Origin of the sequence: uncultured Selenomonas sp., assembly GCF_963528755.1 — a bacterium.
Classification (GTDB): Bacteria; Bacillota; Negativicutes; order Selenomonadales; family Selenomonadaceae; genus Selenomonas.
Genome location: NZ_CAURXA010000006.1, coordinates 92,655 through 109,946, shown reverse-complemented (window position 1 = coordinate 109,946; position 17,292 = coordinate 92,655). Strand labels below are relative to the sequence as shown.

Genomic DNA, 17,292 nt, shown 5'->3' with positions numbered 1-17,292 from the left:
CTTACAGCGGATTCCCTTCACGAAAGATGCGCGACTTCTGTAAGTCAAGCTTCCCTTGCGGCGGGCAGAACGCATATCGTCCGTCGTCAGGCAGCAGGACGCCGAGTTCTTCGAAAATCTGCAGCGCTTTTTGAAACGTGAAGATTCCCATGGCAGGGAAATGAAGCAGATACTCTGCTAGAAGCTTTTTCACATCTGCCGGCAGACCTTCGCCCGTTCTTTGACGTGCGAACAGAAAGCGATAGACCGAGGCCAGCGCGTCACGGTCGGGATGCTTCGCCTCGGCGCGTGCCGGACGAAAATCTTCAAGCATGAGTTGCAGAGAGCGCTTCTCGCGCCATACATGGTATTCGGGAAAATACGCGATGTCGATGCGCTCGCGATTGACGAGCGGCGCCTCCTCGCCCTTGCCCCAAGCCAGAACGTCGATGCTCGCGTCCAAGCCGTCAAGCTCAAACTTCAGATGCTGCCCCTCCTTGCCGATTTGCCGCGCATAGCTGCCGCGAACGCCGTGCGTCGAAAAGAGCGGCTTGGGATTTCCCATGCCGTACGGCTCCAGAAGCTTGATCTCCGTCATCAGCTGCTCCGTAATCTTTTCGGGTGCAAGCTCCAGCTCGATGTCGAGAATCGGCACGAAATCCTCTTCCGTCAGCACCTTTGCCGCATAAGCCTCCATAGCCTCACGGAAGGAAGCGACGTCCGCCGAGCGAAGCGAAAGCCCCGCCGCCTGTGCGTGGCCGCCAAAGCCCAGAAGATGCTCCCCGCAGGCAGAAAGAGCTTCAAACATGTGGAAGCCGCGTATGCTGCGGCACGATCCCTTGCCGATGCCGTCTTCTTCCGCGATGATAACCGTCGGACGGTAATATCGCTCGACGATGCGCGAGGCCACGATGCCGATGACACCGGGATGCCAGCCTTCTCCATGAAGCACGAGCACATGCGCGCGCTTGACGTCAATCTCCTCGATCTGTTTTTCTGCCGCCTGCAGGATCTCCTGCTCCACGGCCTGACGCTCGCGATTCGCCGCATCAAGCTCCTCCGCAATCGCCTGCGCTTCCTCCCCGTCCTCCGTCAGGAGCAATTCGACGCCGCGCAGCGCGGACGCCAGGCGTCCCGCCGCATTGAGCCGCGGCGCGAGCACGAAGCCGATATGTCCGGCCGTGATCTCCTTCTCTTGGAGTTCCGTCACAGCGAGAAGCGCCTGAATACCCGGACGCTTCGATTTCTTCAAGACGCGCAGACCTTGCTGCACGATCTTCCGATTTTCCCCGAGGAGCGGCACGACGTCGGCGACCGTGCCCAGGGCGACGATGTCAAGATCGCCCGTGAAGGCCTTGCCGCGCATTTTCTGCCAAAGCGCTTGGCAGAGTTTGAACGCCACGCCCACGCCCGCGATGTTCTTGTCGGGATATGCGCAGTCTGCACGATGCGGATCGATGACGGCGAGGGCTTTGGGCAGTTCCTTGCCCGGCAGGTGGTGATCGGTGATGATGAGATCGACCTTGTCTTTTGCCGCTGCCGCCTCCTCGACGGCGGAGATGCCGCAGTCCACCGTGACGATGAGCCTGGCGCCCCCGGCGATGATCTCATCGAGCGTTTCCTTGTGCAGCCCGTAGCCGTCCTTCTGACGATGCGGAATGAAGTAGTCTGCAGCCGCACCGAGCTGACGCAGATTGCGGCAGAGAAGCGAGGTCGCCGTGATGCCGTCGACGTCGTAATCGCCATAGACGACGATGCGCTCCTGCGCTTCGATCGCCTGCTCTATGCGCGAGACGGCCTTTTCCATATCCCTCATCAAGAACGGATCGTGAAACGGCTGCTTTTCCGGATGAAGGAACGCCCGCGCCTCTTCGTCCGATGTGATGCCGCGATGCAGAAGAAGCGCCGCCGTGAAGGGCGTCGTGCCGATGCGCTGGGAAAATTCCACAGCTCTCGCCGATGTATCAGGCAAGAGCGACCATTCTTTCTCCATTGTCCTCCTCCCATCTGTCGCCGATGGAGCAACCTACATAAAAGGGGCTGCTGCACAGACCTTTCGGCCTGTGCACAGCCCTTTCATCAGCTTGGCGTTTCGCCGCGCAAATTATGAACAACGGTCACTTCGCTGCAGCCGCACTACCCGCCCTGCGGCGCTTCTCCGAGAAATTGCGCAGGACGACCCAGATGGGGCTTGCAATGAAGATGGACGAATAGCAGCCGGCAAAGAAACCGACGAGCAGGGCGAACGAGAAGTCCTTCGTCGTATCGCCGCCGAACCAGTAGAGCGCGAACGTCGTGAAGAGCACGGTGCATACCGTGTAAATCGAGCGCGTCAGCGTCTGATAAATGCTCGTATTGACAAGCTCGTTGATGTCGCCGCCGCGCCTAAAGTGCAGCTTCAGATTCTCGCGGATGCGGTCGAAGATGACGATGGTATCGTTAATCGAATAGCCGACAATCGTCAGAAGCGCCGCGACGAACGAAGAATCAATCGGCCGCTGTGTCAGAGAGAATACACTCAGGACGATGAGGATGTCGTGAACCAAGGCCAAGATGGAGGAAATACCAAACTTGAACTCGAAGCGGTACGAAACGTAGAGCACGATCATGACCCACGAGAGCGCGAGCGCCCAAAGGGCGTTCATGATAAGCTCCGATCCCATCGTCGCACCGACCTTCTCCTCGCGCAGCACATCGTAGTCGCCGAGCTGCTGCTTGAGCGACGCCATCACAGCCTTGCGCTCCTCTTCCTCAAGGTCAACGCTTCGCACCATGACCGTGGGCGCAGCTTCAGCATTCGCCGCGTCGCCCGAGAACTGGATCGTGCTGTTGTCAAGTCCGTACTCGCGCAGGACGCCGCGCACATCCGCCAAGGTCACTTCCTTCTGGAAGCGCAGCTCGATGATCGTGCCGCCCGTGAAGTCGATGCCAAGGTTAAAACCCTGCGTGCACATGCTGAAAATGCCGGGCAGAATGACGCACAGGGAGAGGATGAACCAAATCTTCGTGCGCTTTACAATGTCGAACTTATGCATCTTTCTTCACCCCGCTTCCGCCAGTCAATCCCGTCGCACCGTAGACGGCGGGATTCTTGCAAATATTCGAGGCAATGAGGAGCTTCAGCATGTACTGCGTGAGCGTGATCGCCGTCAGCATGCTGAGCACGACGCCGAGTCCGAGCGTGATGGCAAAGCCCTTGATCGTTCCCGTGCCGAAGAAGAACAGCACGAGCGCCGCGATGATCGTCGTGATGTTTGAATCGAAAATCGTCGTGAAAGCGCGCTTGAAGCCCGCCTCCATCGAAAGGCGCAGCGTCTTGCCCAAGCGGAATTCTTCCTTGAAGTGCTCGAAGATCAGCACGTTCGCATCGACCGCCATGCCGATGGACAGGATGATGCCCGCGACGCCCGGCAGCGTCAAGGTCGCATCGAGCATCTTCAAGAGGAAGAGCAGCAGGATGACGTAAGCCATGAGGCTGAGATCGGCGATGAGACCCGAAAGGCGATAGAAGAGGATCATGAACGCGAGGACGGCGGAAATGCCGATGACAAAGGCGAACTCGCTCTTGTCCTTCGAGTCCTGTCCGAGCGTCGGCCCGACCGTGCGCGTCTCAATGATATTGACCTTGACAGGAAGTGCGCCGCTTCTCAGAAGCATCGCGATGCGATGCGCCTCTTCCTGACTCTCCTGTCCCGTGATCTCAGCCCTGCCGCCCGTGATCGGCTCGCGCACATTCGGGTTCGTCAAGACTTCTCCGTCGAGCAGGATGGCGATGCGGCGGCCGACGTTCTTCGTCGTCAGATCGGCGAACTTCTTCGCGCCCTCGTCGGAAAACTCCAAGTTGACCACATATTGGTTCTGCTGGTTGCGGGCGTCCTGCGCGTTCTTCAGGTCCGTGCCCGTCATGACGGTATTTCCATCCTCGTCCTTGAATTCGAGCATCGCCGTCTTGCCGATCGTCTTAATGGCAGAATCGGGATCCTTGATGCCCGGCAATTCGATGATGATGCGGCGCTCGCCCTGGCGCTGGATCAGCGGCTCGGTCAGGCCAAGCTCGTTGACACGCTTCTCCATGATTTTGACGACGCGCTGCATCGCATCGTCGTTGACCTGCGCTTCCGGCGTATCGACCGCTTCGAGCACGACATGCGTGCCGCCCTGCAGGTCAAGGCCTTGGCGTATGGAATTTGCCAACGGCGAGACGAAGGCGAAAAAAACGCCGACGATCACCGCGATGACCGCGATGAGCTTCAGTAAAGCGTCCTGTCTCAAATCTTCCCATCTCCTCTGATACATATTATTCTTCCGCACTCAAGCGCAAGGCGCAAAAGACACGGTTCAAGCCCCTTTTTCACGCAGGAATGCGACGACCGTCTCCAAGACCTCCGCCGCCGAAAGATCGTCCGTCTGCAGATAGAGGTCAGCATGTTCCCGCGCGTCGCGCAATCGCTCGTGCTGCACGACAAGACGCTCCTCCGTCCACGAGACGCGGCGGCGCTTCTTGATTGCAGGAAGCGTCGCATCGATCATCACGAGGATGTCGGGGCGGTGCTTGTTCCAAAAAGCGCGAATGCACGAATGCTCCTGCGCCACGTTGTATGCGTCAAAGCCCGCATCCTTGAGGCCCTGCACGAGCGTCGTCTTGCCCGACGCACAGACGCCGACAACAGCAATTCGCATAGCTTTCTCCTTTGGAAACGCAATGGCTTCATTCTACCGGACCGGCTACTACCGGAACGGCTGCGACTAGAACGGATACGAAGCGGAAAGCTGCTCGATCTTCGGCGCATCGGCTGCGGCTTCCGCTATGCCCATGACAACGACCGTCATATCGTCTCCCGCCTTGTCCTTGTCCAAGGAGAGCGCGTATTCCAGGATGCTCTTGGCGATGAAGTCGCAGTCCTCGGGCGCATTGTCCTCGATGATGGCGAGGATCTTCTTCATATCCATCGACGCGCCGTCGTACTTCTTTCCCGCGTGCGCGATGCCGTCCGTGAAAGAGACGACGATCATGCCCGGGGCGAACGGCAGTTCATAGACGAGGGGCTTCATGTGGCGGTTGACGCCGATCGGCGAGACCTCGTCGTCGTAAATCGTCAGGTACTCGTCCGTCTTGACAATCGTCGGACAGTTGGAATTGCGGCTGATGACGACCGTTTCCGATTCCAAATCGGCGCTCAGGAGCGTCAGCGTGCACGACACCTTCTTGTCCTTCATCGCGTAGAGGTAGTCGTGCACGGCGCGTGCGACGGCGCCGTCACGCGCACCGTCAGCGATGAGTGAAGCCGCCTTGTTCACGACCCAGCTGCTCGTATGATGCGCCGCCAGCCCGTTGCCCTGCCCGTCGGCAATGACGGCGGAAAGTCCGCCGTAAGGCCGCTCAATGATGTCGAAGCTGTCGCCGCAATGCTGCATCGCGTACTTGTTGATCTTCGCCATGCCCACTTTTATCTTCATCAATGCTTCTCACCTGCAAAGTATAGTTTCGTTCTCCGTAACAATCGCGTGCATCATGACGTCATGCGCCTCTCGGGGAACCTCGTCCATGATCTGACAAGAAAATGCCACGGCGATTCGCTGCGCCTGCGGCGCCTTCTCGCCCAAGAAGCGATCATAGAAGCCCGCGCCAAGGCCGAGCCGCGCCCCGTCGCGCGAAAATGCCGCGCCAGGCACGAGCACGCAGTCAAGGCTCTTTGGATCGACGATCTCGCGCCGCTCTTCACGCACGGTCGGGATGTCAAACACTCCCGGCACGAGGTCGGAAAGCGCCCGCACGCGCACCGCTTCCATCACGCCCTTGCCAACGATAAGCGGCACGGCAACGCGCTTTCCTTCGGCCAGCGCCTTTTCCATGAAGCTGTAGAGCTGCACCTCGTCCGCCATCGCAGCGAAGGCGAAGACGGTCCCGGCCTCGCGGCAGACGTCGAGCGACATCAGTCTCGCTTCTATGGCCTCGCTGAACACTCGGTTCGTCTGCTCTGAAAGGCTGCCGCGCCGCTTCAAGGCCTCTTGCCGCAGGCGCTTTTTCGCCTGTAAAAGCTCCTCGGATGTCATGCGTCAGGATTTCTCCTGCGCCCCGCCATCCGTGACATTCGCATGGATGGACGCACGCGACACCTCGATCTCCACATGCTCGGCGATCTTCATCTTGACCATCGTATCGTGCACCTCGGTCAGCGTGCCGTAAATGCCGCCGATCGTCACGACGCGATTGCCGCGCCTGAGTCCGTCGAGCATCTCCTTGCGGCGCTTCTGCTCCTTGCGCTGCGGCCGGATGATCAAAAAGTAGATGACGAGCACCATGAAGATCAAAGGGCCGTATGTATAAAGGGCATTCATCATATTTGCATCCATGGTATTCCTCCTAGTCAAGGAATCACTGACAGATTCAGCGCTTCCTCAAAAACCTCACAGTTCATTTCTTTCGACGCATTTCGCCGTTTCCCTTTATTGCGGGGAAAATTCCTTACCTCTGATAACGCGCAAGAAATTTTGCGCGAAAATCGCTGAACGCATCGGCGAGAATCGCCTCGCGCATCTCGCGCATAAACGCTTGCAGGAAATAAAGATTATGCAGCGTCAGAAGGCGCAGGCCGAAGATTTCCTCAGCACGAACGAGATGTCGGATGTAGGCGCGCGTGTAGCCGTTTCGGCAGGCGTAGCAGCCGCAGCCCTCTTCGAGGACGGAAAAATCGCGCGTGTAAGCGGCATTCTTCATCACGAGCCGGCCTTCATACGTCATCGCCATGCCGTTTCGTGCTACGCGCGTCGGAAATACGCAGTCAAACATGTCGATGCCGTACATGACGCCTTCGAGGAGATAATCGGGCGTGCCGACGCCCATCAGATAGCGCGGCTTGTCTTCGGGCAGAAGATGCACGGTGAGTCCGAGCATCTCGTACATGAGTTCCTTCGGCTCGCCGACACTCAGACCTCCGACGGCATAGCCGGGAAAATCAAGCTCTGCGAGATCGGCCACGCTCTTTTCGCGCAAATCCTTATACATGCCGCCCTGCACGATGCCGAAGAGCCCTTGACTCTCGCTCGTCATCGCATCTTTGCAGCGCTTGGCCCAGCGCGTCGTGCGCTCCGTCGAAGTCTTCGCATATTCGTAGTCGGCGGGATAAGGCACGCACTCGTCGAACGCCATGACGATGTCCGAGCCGAGCGCCATCTGCACCTCCATCGAAACTTCGGGCGAAAGGAATTTCTTCGAGCCGTCGATGTGCGAGCGGAAGGTCACTCCGTCTTCGGTGATCTTTCGCAAGTCGCCGAGACTGAATACCTGGAAGCCGCCGCTATCCGTCAGGATTGCGCCGTCCCAGTTCATGAAGCGATGAAGTCCGCCCGCCTCGCGCACGAGATCCATGCCCGGTCGCAAGAAAAGGTGATACGTATTGGATAGAATCACGCCCGCCCCAAGATCCTTGAGTTCGTCAGGCGAGACGCCCTTGACGGACGCCTGCGTGCCCACGGGCATGAAGATCGGCGTCGGAAAACTGCCGTGCGGCGTGTGCAGAATGCCGGCGCGCGCTCCCGTCGCCTCATCCTTCTTTATCAATTCATAGGTAATGGCTGTCAAAGAGTCGCCTCCTCTTTCTTGCTGCCTTCAGCGCGGCATGTCAAAAACATCGCATCGCCGAACGAGAAGAAGCGATACTTTTCGCGCACAGCTTCCTCGTAGGCGTGCAGTACGAACTTACGCCCCGCGAAAGCGCTGATGAGCATGAGCAGCGTCGACTTCGGCAGATGAAAGTTCGTCACAAGGGCATCGACGATCTTGAAGCGATAGCCCGGATAGATGAAGATGTCCGTCCAGCCGCTCTTCGCCGAAATGACGCCTTGCGCCTCGGCCGCCGATTCCAACGTGCGGATCGACGTCGTGCCGACGGCGATGACGCGGCCGCCCTCCGCCTTCGTGCGGCGAATCAGCTCCGCCGTCTCCTCGGGCAGTTGGTAATACTCGCTGTGCATCTTGTGCTCTTCGATCTTTTCCACGTTCACGGGGCGGAACGTGCCGAGTCCGACGTGGAGCGTGACGAAGCCGATATGGACGCCCTGCGCCTTGAGTTCGGCAAGCTGCTCCTTCGTGAAGTGCAGACCCGCCGTCGGCGCAGCCGCCGAACCTTCCTCGCGGCAGTAGACCGTCTGGTAGCGCTCCTTGTCCTCCAATCTCTCATGGATGTAGGGAGGCAGAGGCGTTTCGCCCAAGCGATCGAGGATTTCCTCGAATACGCCTTCATAGCGAAACTTCACGATGCGCCCGCCGAAATCCGTATGCGCCATGACCTCAGCGCAAAGCTCGTCGGAAAAGCGGATGACCTGTCCAACCTGCGCCTTCTTGCCGGGGCGCACCAAGGTCTCCCACGAATCCTTGTCGAGGCGGCGCAGCAAAAACACCTCGATATGCGCGCCCGTCGGCTCGCGCCTGCCATAGAGACGTGCGGGAAGGACGCGCGTATCGTTCAGAATCAAGGCGTCGCCGGGCGCGAGGAACTCGCCCAAGTCGTAGAAATGACGGTGCTCTATCGTCTTCGCCGCCGGGTCGAGCACCATGAGCCGCGATGCGTTGCGCGGCTCGATCGGCTTCTGCGCGATCCGTTCCTCCGGCAGTTCATAATCAAAGTCCTTGAGCAGCATATTTTCCGCTTCCCCTCACGGCTGAACCTCCAACTTCGTTCCCGGATAATAATGTGCCAGAATGGCGTCATACTTCATGCGGCCCGCAAGCCTCTCTGCGCCATGCTGTGACAGTCCCAGGCCATGACCGCTGCCGAAACCGGCGATCACGATCTGTCCCTTTTCCCGCTTCACGTCGAAGAGCGTGCTTTTGAGTCCAAAGAGGGAGCGCATCTCGCTTCCCGTCAGCTCCACAATTCGTTTCGAGCCTTCGATCGTCATGCGCGAAACGCGTCCCGAAGGCGTGCGGTAGGCGTCGCCCCTGCCGATGACGAGCGGGGAAAGCCCGATCTTCTTCAGACTTCCCACATCCTTGCCGGCGGCAGCGAGCTTCCTGAGGAAATCCGCTTCCGACAAGATCACCTGCCACGGGCTTGTCCTTTGCACATCCTCCTTGACAGGCACGAGATACGGCACACCCGCGCCCCAAAGCGCCTCGCAGCTTTCCGTCATGCCGCCCGAATCACTGTGAAACAGCGTTTCCGCCGGCTTTCCCGCGTAAAGAAGCACCTGATTCGCCGTCTGCGCAACCGCCGCACGCGTCGCGGGGGTCTCCGCATCGACGCCGCCGTAGACTTGGCAGTGCGTCGTCGCGCAGACGTCGTAACCTTCCGACCGATGGCGTCCCTTGCTGCGAAGGGCATAGGTTCGCGCCGCCACTGCCTGCGCCTTCAAGGCTTCCATGTGCCAAGAAGCGGGCATCTCCTCAGCGAGCACGCCGTTCACATAGTCGTCAAGAGGAAGCTGCTCGATGAGGTCAAGTCCCTTGCTCTCGACGCGCACGAAAAAACTGCCGCGATAATGCCCAGCGCCGATTTGAAAGATGCCCTCGGCACGCTGCGGCACAAGGTGCAGGGATGCGCTCGACATTCTCTTGCCATCGAGAAAGATTTCCGCTCCGCCGCCCTCCAGCTTGATGGCGGCATTCGGCGCGATCGTCGTCAGCACCTTGCCGCTTCCGTCCTCGACGATGGAAAATCCGGCATCCGACGAGATGAGTACGCTCTTCTGCCCGAGGAGCAGCCCCACGCGAATCTCCTGCGAAGATGCGTGCGCTTTCTCCTGCTTCACCTCTTTGGACGCCGCCTCCCTCTGCGCCTTCCCCGCGCCTTGAAAGTCGATCACGCGGCCCGCCGACGCCGTATGGGAGCAGCAGAAGAACAAGCCGCACAGAAAGAAAAGAATTGCGCCGCACCACATGCCGCTTCGCCTTTCTGACAAGACCAACGCCCCTTTCCCTTCCCTGCACGATAGGAAGCACGGATAAATGCAACGATTCCTATAGTATATCACAGAGAAGCGCACCGCGCCACCGGGAAGGAAGCGCTGATAAAATGAGGTCGCCCAGATGTGTTGGACTGCACCCCAAAATACGGACAGTGAATCATGACCACCCGTCAAACTGGTGGTTTGCTCGCCCCTATAAGGGGTAGTTACCAGCCAGCGTCTAAAGACGCTGGTTTTCACTACGTTCAAGCCAGATTGCTCTTGACTCGTCACCGCCCTTAAAAGGGCGTTTGTACTACTTGCTACCCTTAAAAGGGTCTTCGTATTCCTTCACACTCAACTTATCCATCGCAATATCATGCCTTTCTTGCTCTTGGATATACTTGCGAATGGTTGCTTCATTTAAGCCAACCGTACTCACATAGTATCCTTCTGCCCAAAAGTGCCGATTGCCAAATTTGTATTTCAAATTGGCGTGTTTATCAAATATCATTAACGCACTTTTCCCTTTGAGATATCCCATAAATTGTGATACACTAAGTTTCGGCGGAATGCTTACCAACATATGCACATGGTCGGGCATCAAGTGTCCTTCCAAAATCTCTACACCTTTATATGCACAAAGTTGCCTTAAAATGTCACGGATGCTCTCTTTATACTGATTGTAGATGATTTTCCTACGGTATTTAGGCGTAAACACGATGTGATACTTGCACAGCCACTTTGTATGCGATAAACTATTAGCTTTCCGTGCCATAAGCACCTTTCCTTTCTGTATACTGGCTTGAACAACCTTAGTATACTACCCGGAAAGGTGTTTTTGGTATAACCATTTGTCTTCCACCCGCATAGCGGGTGGTTTACTGTGTCGCATGCTTTGCATGCGACACTGGGTCACGACCCATAACAAACGCGCCTCCCCTATATCCTAGAGGAGGCGCACACGCACGAATGATCAATCAGCTGATACCGACGACTTCGTAGCCTGCATCGACGATCGTCGCCGAAAGAGCCTTGTCCGAAACGTCAGCACTCAGGGTGACGACGGCATTCTTGTTTTCCAGGCTGACTTCCGCCTTTTCCACGCCGTTCATACCTTCCAAAGCCTTCGTCACATGGGCGACGCAGTGGCCGCACATCATACCTTCGATAGAAATCGTCTTTTTCATTACACTTGCCTCCAATTTTTCATCTGCCTGCATTTGTGCAGCTTCTTCCGCTCCCGCCTCTGCTTCCTTCTGCAAAAGGAAGCTGGGCAGTTCACGCAGAACCTTGCGCTTGTCTTTCCTATCGTCATAAACATCAAAAAAGTTCAGCCGCAAGGCATTCATCACGACACAGAAACTCGAAAGGCTCATCGCCGCCGCGCCGAACATCGGACTCAATACGATGCCGAACACGGGCAACCAAAGGCCTGCCGCGAGCGGTATGCCGATGACATTGTAGAAAAACGCCCAGAAGAGATTTTCCTTGATGTTGCGGATGACCTGCCGCGAAAGGCGGATGGCCGCGACGACATCCCTGAGTGACGACTTCATAAGGACGACGTCGGCAGCATCCATGGCAATGTCAGCGCCCGCACCGATGGCGATGCCGACATCGGCACGCGTTAAAGCGGGCGCGTCATTGATACCGTCTCCTACCATGATCGTCCTGCCGCCCTCCTGCAGACGGCGCACGACCTCTTCCTTGCCGTCGGGCAAAACGTCAGCGACGATGGCAGAAAGGCCGAGCTTCACGCCGACCGCGTTCGCCGTACGGCGGTTGTCTCCCGTCAGCATGACGGGCTGCACGCCCATGCGCAGAAGTTCCTCGATCGCCTCGCGGCTGTCTGGCTTCAAGGCGTCAGCAACGGCGATGATGCCGAGCAAGCGATCCGCAGCGGCGAAGAAAAGCGGCGTCTTTCCCTCCGACGCGAGCTTTTCCGCCGCCGCCTTAATGTCCGCTGTCAGAAGCCCTTTTTCCTTCATCAGCGCCATGCTGCCGCCGATCACCGCTCGACGTTCACCTGAAAACTCCGCCGTGCCCGTGACGCCATGCCCAGGCAGTGCCTGGAAATCCTGCACCTTCGAGAAAGAACTGCCGCGCTCTTCTGCCTCGCGTCGGACAGCAACGGCAAGCGGATGTTCACTCTGCGCCTCCAAGGCGGCCGCCACGCAAAGAAGCTCTTCTTCCCCTACACCCGCAGCAGCCACGAGCTCCGTCACGCGAGGCTTACCCTCCGTGATCGTGCCCGTCTTGTCGAGCACAACGAAGTCCACCTTGCCCGTCGCCTCCAGAGCAGCCGCCGTCTTGAAGAGAATGCCGTTCTTCGCTCCCTTGCCGCTGCCGACCATGATGGCGACGGGCGTTGCAAGCCCCAGGGCGCATGGGCAGCTGATGACGAGCACGCTGACGGCACGCGCGAGAGCGAAGCTTGCCGTCTCGCCCAGAAGCAGCCAAAAAGCGCCCGTAGCAAGAGCCAAAACAATGACGACAGGAACGAATACGCCCGACACCTTGTCGGCGAGCTTCGAGATCTCCGCCTTTGAAGCGGCGGCATTCTGCACCATCTCGATGATCTGCTGCAGCGTCGTGTCCTCGCCAACGCGCCGCGCTTCGCAGGTCAAAGCGCCGTTCTGATTGATCGTGGCGGCGCTCACGAGACTGCCCGGCGCCTTGTCCACAGGCAGGCTTTCGCCCGTCAGCGCCGCCTCGTTGACGGCGCTCTCACCTTCGAGCACCTTGCCGTCGACGGGGAAACTCTCGCCCGGCAGTACGAGGAAGACGTCGCCGACGGCGACCTCCGACGCGGCAACGACGACCTCCTCGCCGTCCTTCACGAGTCGCGCCGTCTTGGGTGCAAGATCCATGAGCCCCTTGATGGCATTCGTCGTCTTGCCCTTGCTGCGGCTTTCCAGCCACTTGCCCACCGTGATGAGCGTCAAGATCATCGCGGACGTCTCAAAGTAGAAATCCATGCCGCCCGCCGCGATGCTCTGCCAATCGCCAGCACGCGCTGCAAGAAGCATGGAGAAGAGATTGCCCGTACTGTAGACGAAGCCCGCCGCACTGCCAAGAGCTACGAGCGTATCCATATTCACGCCGCCCGAAAAGATATTGCGAAAGCCGTTAATGAAGAATTTCTGATTGACGATCATGACGGCGACGGCGAGAAGAAGCTCATAAAGGCCGATGACGAGCGCATTGTTCTCCATCGCCTGCGGAATGGGAAGTGCAAGAAGCATGTGCCCCATCGAAACGTAGAGAAGCGGCACGAGGAGCACGAGCGACACGATAAAGCGGCGCAGGATCTTCGGCGTCTCATGATCTTCAAGCGCCTCTCGCTCTTCTCGCATATCCTTCGCCCGCCCTGCCCCCTTGCCGGCGGCAAGGCTCGCGCCGTAGCCCGCATGCTCGACGGCGGCGCAGATCGTCTCCGACGTCTGAGGCGCATCGTAGCTTACGAGCATCGAATTCGTCAGAAGGTTCACGGACACTTCCCGCACGCCTTCCAGATGACGAACCGCCTTGTCAACACGCGCACTGCACGCCGCGCACGACATGCCCGTGATCTGATACTTTTCATTTTCCGTCATAAGAAAAACACCTCCTCGCTTCCTATGACTATTTGAATAGGATATATGGAGATACAGTGTTTGTCAAGAACAAGTTTCAAATGTATGCAGGCCATTCCTCTTCTTATCAAAAATTTATTGAACTTTTTTGATAATTCTTTGTGAAGAAAAGAGGATTTCCGTCTTTTATGTCAAAATAAAGAAGTTGAAGAAGGTTGGTTCTTTAACCATGAAGCCCCAAAAAGTCAAGCGAAGGCGCAGACCCATTGGGTAACTTTCACGAAAGGCAGCGCACAATATCCGCAAAGCGGATGTTTGTGCGTGTAGTCTAAATTCCTTCTCAACGATAAAAAAGAATTCGAGGTGCTTTGCCTTCATGATCGATCTTGACAGGCTCACGACGGAGCAGCGCAATGCGGCGACGCTTCACATCGACGAGCTTTCTGTTTCCGACATGCTGCGCACCATCCATGATGAGGACAGGAAAGTCTTCGAGGCTGTGGAAAACGCCCTGCCCATGATTGCTCGGGCGGTGGAAATCATTGCGGTTCGTCTAAAGAAAGGCGGCCGCCTTTTTTATCTAGGCGCAGGCACGTCAGGCAGGCTTGGCATTCTTGATGCCGTCGAATGCCCGCCGACCTTCGGCACAAATCCTGAACTCGTACAGGGCGTCATCGCAGGCGGTGTGAACGCCGTCTTCCGTGCACAGGAGGGAGCGGAAGATTCCCTCACGCTCGCACAGGAGGATCTCAGAGAACGCGGCCTTAGCTCTTTAGACGTGCTCTGCGGCATCGCAGCTTCGGGTCGCACGCCCTACGTCGTCGGCGGCCTCGACTACGCGCGCTCGCTCGGTGCGGCGACCATCGCCGTTGCCTGCACGCCCGACTCCCCCATCGCCGCACTCGCCGATGTCGCAATCACGGCGGTCACCGGCCCCGAGGTCATCACAGGCTCGACGCGGCTCAAGGCGGGCACGGCGCAGAAAATCATCCTCAACATGCTCTCCACGGGCACGATGATCCGTCTCGGCAAGGTCTACGGCAACCTCATGGTCGATGTCAAAAGTTCCAATGCCAAGCTTGAAGAACGGGCGCGGCGCATCGTCATCGAAGCGACGGGAAGAAGCCGTGCGGAGGCGGAAGAAGCGCTGGCGAAGGCTTCGGGCAGTGCAAAACTCGCCATCCTCATGCTCCTCGCCAATCTTCCTGCCGAGGAGGCGCAGCGGCAGCTTGATGCCGCCGACGGCTATATCAGACGCGCTCTCAAGGGGGGATCTTCATGAAATCCGAAGCGCTTGCAAAGGAAATCCTCCAACTCGTCGGACCTGCCGCCAATATCTGCAAGGCGGCAAACTGCATGACGCGCCTGCGCCTTGAGCTCAAAGAGCAAATGCCCGACCTCACGCAAAAGATCCAAGCGCTCGACGGCGTATTGGGCACGCATACGAGCGGGAGAGAGCTGCAGATCATCCTCGGTCCTGGCCGCGCCGCCTCCGTGACGGAATGCTTCAAGGAATTGCTCGAACAAGAAGCTGCAGCCGCGACGACAGAAATGCCGACCGCGGACACCGCTTCAGGAAGCGACCCCGCAGATGCGCCGTCCGTACGTCAGGCGGCGCAAAACTCTGCTGTCGGCGACGGCAAAGCACTGCATGAAGCCATACGGAAGAGGAATGCAACACCCGTCAAGCTCTTCTTGAAGCGCATCGCCAACATCTTCATCCCATTGATTCCCGCCTTCATTGCCTGCGGCATCATCACGGGACTTTTGAACATCGCGCTCAAGACTTTCCCTGCGCTTGCCGCGACGCCTTATGCCGCACTTCTCGGGCTCATGGGAAATGCCGTCTTCTTCGGCATGAACATCCTCGTCGGCGTGAACGCCGCGAAGGAATTCGGAGGCTCGCCCATGCTTGGCGGCACGCTCGCCGTCATCCTCTCGCATCCGGGACTCGCCGCCATTTCCTTAGATGGTTTCTCCTTCGTGCCGGGGCGCGGCGGCATCATCGCCGTCCTTCTCGTCGCGGCCCTCGCGACATGGCTAGAAAAGAAGCTGCACCGCCATGTGCCGGAGATGCTCGATCTCTTCCTCACACCTCTGCTCGTGCTTCTCATTGCAGGCCTTGCCGCCCTCTTCATCCTGCAGCCCTTGGGCGGCGTCCTCTCCGAGTGGGTCGGCCAAGCTGCGACTGCAGCCATCGACAAGGGCGGCGCCTTGACGGGCTTCGTGCTTGGCGCGGCGTGGCTGCCGATGGTCATGCTCGGCGTACATCAGGCATTGACGCCCATTCATGCGGAGCTTCTCTCACGCTACGGCGTGACCATCCTGCTCCCTGTGCTCGCCATGGCGGGCGCAGGTCAGGTCGGCGCAGCGCTCTGCGTCTATTGCCGAACAAAAAGCGCCTTCCTCAAAAAGACCGTGGCGACGGCTCTTCCCGTCGGCGTTCTCGGCATCGGCGAGCCGTTGATCTACGGTGTTACACTGCCGCTCGGACGCCCCTTCCTTGGGGCCTGCATCGGCGGCGCGTTTGGTGGTGCTGTGCAGGCAGCCTTCATGGTCGGCGCCGCCGCCATGGGCATCTCCGGACTGCCGCTCGCCGCCGTCACGGACAAAGTCGCCATTTACCTCATCGGTCTACTGACCGCTTATGCCGCAGGCTTTCTCGCTACTTGGCTGCTCGGCTTCCAAGACCCCGAAGAGCCATCAAACTAATGAAAGGAGGCATTGCCATGCAGACAGGAATCTCCATTTATCCCGGCCTTGACAACACCCCAAAAGAAAATCTTCAACTCATTGAGTCTGCCGCCAAACTTGGCATCACGCGCATATTCACCTCCTTGCATATCCCGGAGACGGATCACAGCGCCCTCAAGGAGGAATTCAGCGCCATTGTGCAGGCGGCCCGCAGTCACGACATGGAGATCATCTCCGACATCTCGCCTGAGACGCTCGAACTTCTCGGCATGCGCCACTTCTCTCTCTCAGCCTTCCAATTCATGGGCATCCATACCCTGCGCATCGACTACGGTTACGGCGCTGCCCGCGTCGCTGAGCTGAGCCGCAACACCCAGAACATGCGCATCCAGATCAACGCTTCGACGATCACAGGAAAATTCCTCACGGATCTCCTGCAGGAGAATGCGAACTTCGACAACATCGACGCGCTGCACAATTTCTACCCACGCGAAGGAACAGGGCTTGCCGAGGCAACGCTCGTGCGCAAAACGGCGATGCTTCATAAGGCGGGCATCTCCGTCGGCGCTTTCGTGCCGTGTCATTTCCGCCGGCGCTCGCCGCTTCGCTGTGGCCTGCCGACGCTCGAAATGCACCGTGACTTCCCGCTTTCCCTCGCCGCGCGGCATCTCGCTGCCATCGGCATGGATTCGATCTTCATCGGCGACTCCCTGCCATCGCAAGGGGAACTTGAAACGCTCGCCGTCATCAAGGAGAACTGCGTGACCATGCGCGCCGAGCTTTCACTGCGCGAACCCGTACAGGAGGATCTTCTCGCTCACGTCTTCACCGCAAGGCTCGACGAGGCGCGTGACGCCGTGCGTGCGCAGGAGAGCCGCGCCCTGCTCAAGGAGATGGGGAAAGACATCCTGCCGCAAAACCAAAAGATGCGCCCCTATGGCGCCATTACGCTCGACAACAAGGACTACGGCAGGTACATGGGCGAACTGCAGATCATCAAGCACCCGCAGCCCGCCGATGCCCGCGTCAACGTCGCGGCGCTCATTCCCGAGGAGGAACAGTTCCTCATCAACTACATCATTCCCGGCAAGAAATTCTCCTTTCATCTCGATGATGAATAGCCCGCTGAACAAAAACCAGTACATATTTGCATCAA

At 58.3% G+C, this 17,292-nt stretch carries 15 protein-coding genes; 3 read left to right on the top strand and 12 right to left on the bottom strand.

The features are described from left to right. Position 1 precedes the first annotated feature (1 nt). From recJ to RWS31_RS08415, 12 genes are all read right to left on the bottom strand, one after another. On the bottom strand, positions 2 to 1,972 hold the full coding sequence (gene recJ / locus RWS31_RS08470; RefSeq protein WP_314597517.1) for a single-stranded-DNA-specific exonuclease RecJ: 1,971 nt from the start codon (positions 1,970 to 1,972) through the stop codon (positions 2 to 4). A 124-nt stretch (positions 1,973 to 2,096) separates the two neighbouring features. Continuing rightward, a complete protein-coding gene (gene secF / locus RWS31_RS08465) occupies positions 2,097 to 3,014 on the bottom strand; it encodes a protein translocase subunit SecF (RefSeq protein ID WP_314597515.1) in 918 nt (305 codons plus the stop codon). Further along, on the bottom strand, positions 3,007 to 4,275 hold the full coding sequence (secD, locus tag RWS31_RS08460) for a protein translocase subunit SecD (protein ID WP_314597514.1): 1,269 nt from the start codon (positions 4,273 to 4,275) through the stop codon (positions 3,007 to 3,009). Before secD ends, secF begins: the two co-directional genes overlap by 8 nt. A 42-nt stretch (positions 4,276 to 4,317) precedes the next feature. After that, entirely contained in the window at positions 4,318 to 4,659 is a 342-nt protein-coding gene (locus RWS31_RS08455) for an AAA family ATPase (RefSeq protein ID WP_264918888.1), read from the bottom strand. Between the two features lie 66 nt (positions 4,660 to 4,725). After that, positions 4,726 to 5,436: a PP2C family protein-serine/threonine phosphatase gene (locus RWS31_RS08450; RefSeq protein WP_265071508.1), complete on the bottom strand. Its 711-nt coding sequence runs from the start codon at positions 5,434 to 5,436 to the stop codon at positions 4,726 to 4,728. Between the two features lie 9 nt (positions 5,437 to 5,445). After that, entirely contained in the window at positions 5,446 to 6,033 is a 588-nt protein-coding gene (locus tag RWS31_RS08445; RefSeq protein ID WP_314597510.1) for a 5-formyltetrahydrofolate cyclo-ligase, read from the bottom strand. A gap of 3 nt (positions 6,034 to 6,036) precedes the next feature. After that, positions 6,037 to 6,333: a preprotein translocase subunit YajC gene (yajC, locus tag RWS31_RS08440; protein ID WP_009645216.1), complete on the bottom strand. Its 297-nt coding sequence runs from the start codon at positions 6,331 to 6,333 to the stop codon at positions 6,037 to 6,039. A 112-nt stretch (positions 6,334 to 6,445) separates the two neighbouring features. Then, positions 6,446 to 7,561 (bottom strand): tRNA guanosine(34) transglycosylase Tgt, encoded by a 1,116-nt coding sequence (gene tgt / locus RWS31_RS08435; RefSeq protein WP_314597507.1) that lies wholly within the window; start codon positions 7,559 to 7,561, stop codon positions 6,446 to 6,448. Beyond that, positions 7,558 to 8,619, bottom strand: coding sequence for a tRNA preQ1(34) S-adenosylmethionine ribosyltransferase-isomerase QueA (queA, locus tag RWS31_RS08430; protein ID WP_314597505.1), 1,062 nt, complete (start codon positions 8,617 to 8,619; stop codon positions 7,558 to 7,560). The genes tgt and queA overlap by 4 nt, the downstream gene beginning before the upstream one ends. 15 nt (positions 8,620 to 8,634) lie before the next feature. Then, a complete protein-coding gene (locus tag RWS31_RS08425; RefSeq protein ID WP_314597502.1) occupies positions 8,635 to 9,879 on the bottom strand; it encodes a SpoIID/LytB domain-containing protein in 1,245 nt (414 codons plus the stop codon). 301 nt (positions 9,880 to 10,180) lie between these two features. Next, positions 10,181 to 10,642, bottom strand: a complete 462-nt coding sequence (gene tnpA / locus RWS31_RS08420) for an IS200/IS605 family transposase (protein ID WP_314597500.1) — start codon at positions 10,640 to 10,642, stop codon at positions 10,181 to 10,183. Positions 10,643 to 10,844: 202 nt separating this feature from the next. After that, complete coding sequence (locus RWS31_RS08415) at positions 10,845 to 13,463, bottom strand: heavy metal translocating P-type ATPase (RefSeq protein ID WP_314597497.1); 2,619 nt, start codon at positions 13,461 to 13,463, stop codon at positions 10,845 to 10,847. Between the two features lie 355 nt (positions 13,464 to 13,818). Here RWS31_RS08415 and murQ point away from each other — a divergent pair, with 355 nt between their 5' ends. The 3 genes from murQ to RWS31_RS08400 are packed head-to-tail and all read left to right on the top strand — an operon-like array spanning position 13,819 to position 17,257. Then, positions 13,819 to 14,724: an N-acetylmuramic acid 6-phosphate etherase gene (gene murQ, locus RWS31_RS08410; RefSeq protein ID WP_314597495.1), complete on the top strand. Its 906-nt coding sequence runs from the start codon at positions 13,819 to 13,821 to the stop codon at positions 14,722 to 14,724. Further along, positions 14,721 to 16,154 carry a PTS transporter subunit EIIC gene (locus RWS31_RS08405; RefSeq protein ID WP_314597493.1) on the top strand — a complete coding sequence of 478 codons (1,434 nt, stop codon included), beginning with the start codon at positions 14,721 to 14,723 and terminating at the stop codon, positions 16,152 to 16,154. The genes murQ and RWS31_RS08405 overlap by 4 nt, the downstream gene beginning before the upstream one ends. A 17-nt stretch (positions 16,155 to 16,171) precedes the next feature. Continuing rightward, positions 16,172 to 17,257, top strand: a complete 1,086-nt coding sequence (locus RWS31_RS08400) for a MupG family TIM beta-alpha barrel fold protein (RefSeq protein ID WP_314597491.1) — start codon at positions 16,172 to 16,174, stop codon at positions 17,255 to 17,257. Positions 17,258 to 17,292 lie beyond the last annotated feature (35 nt).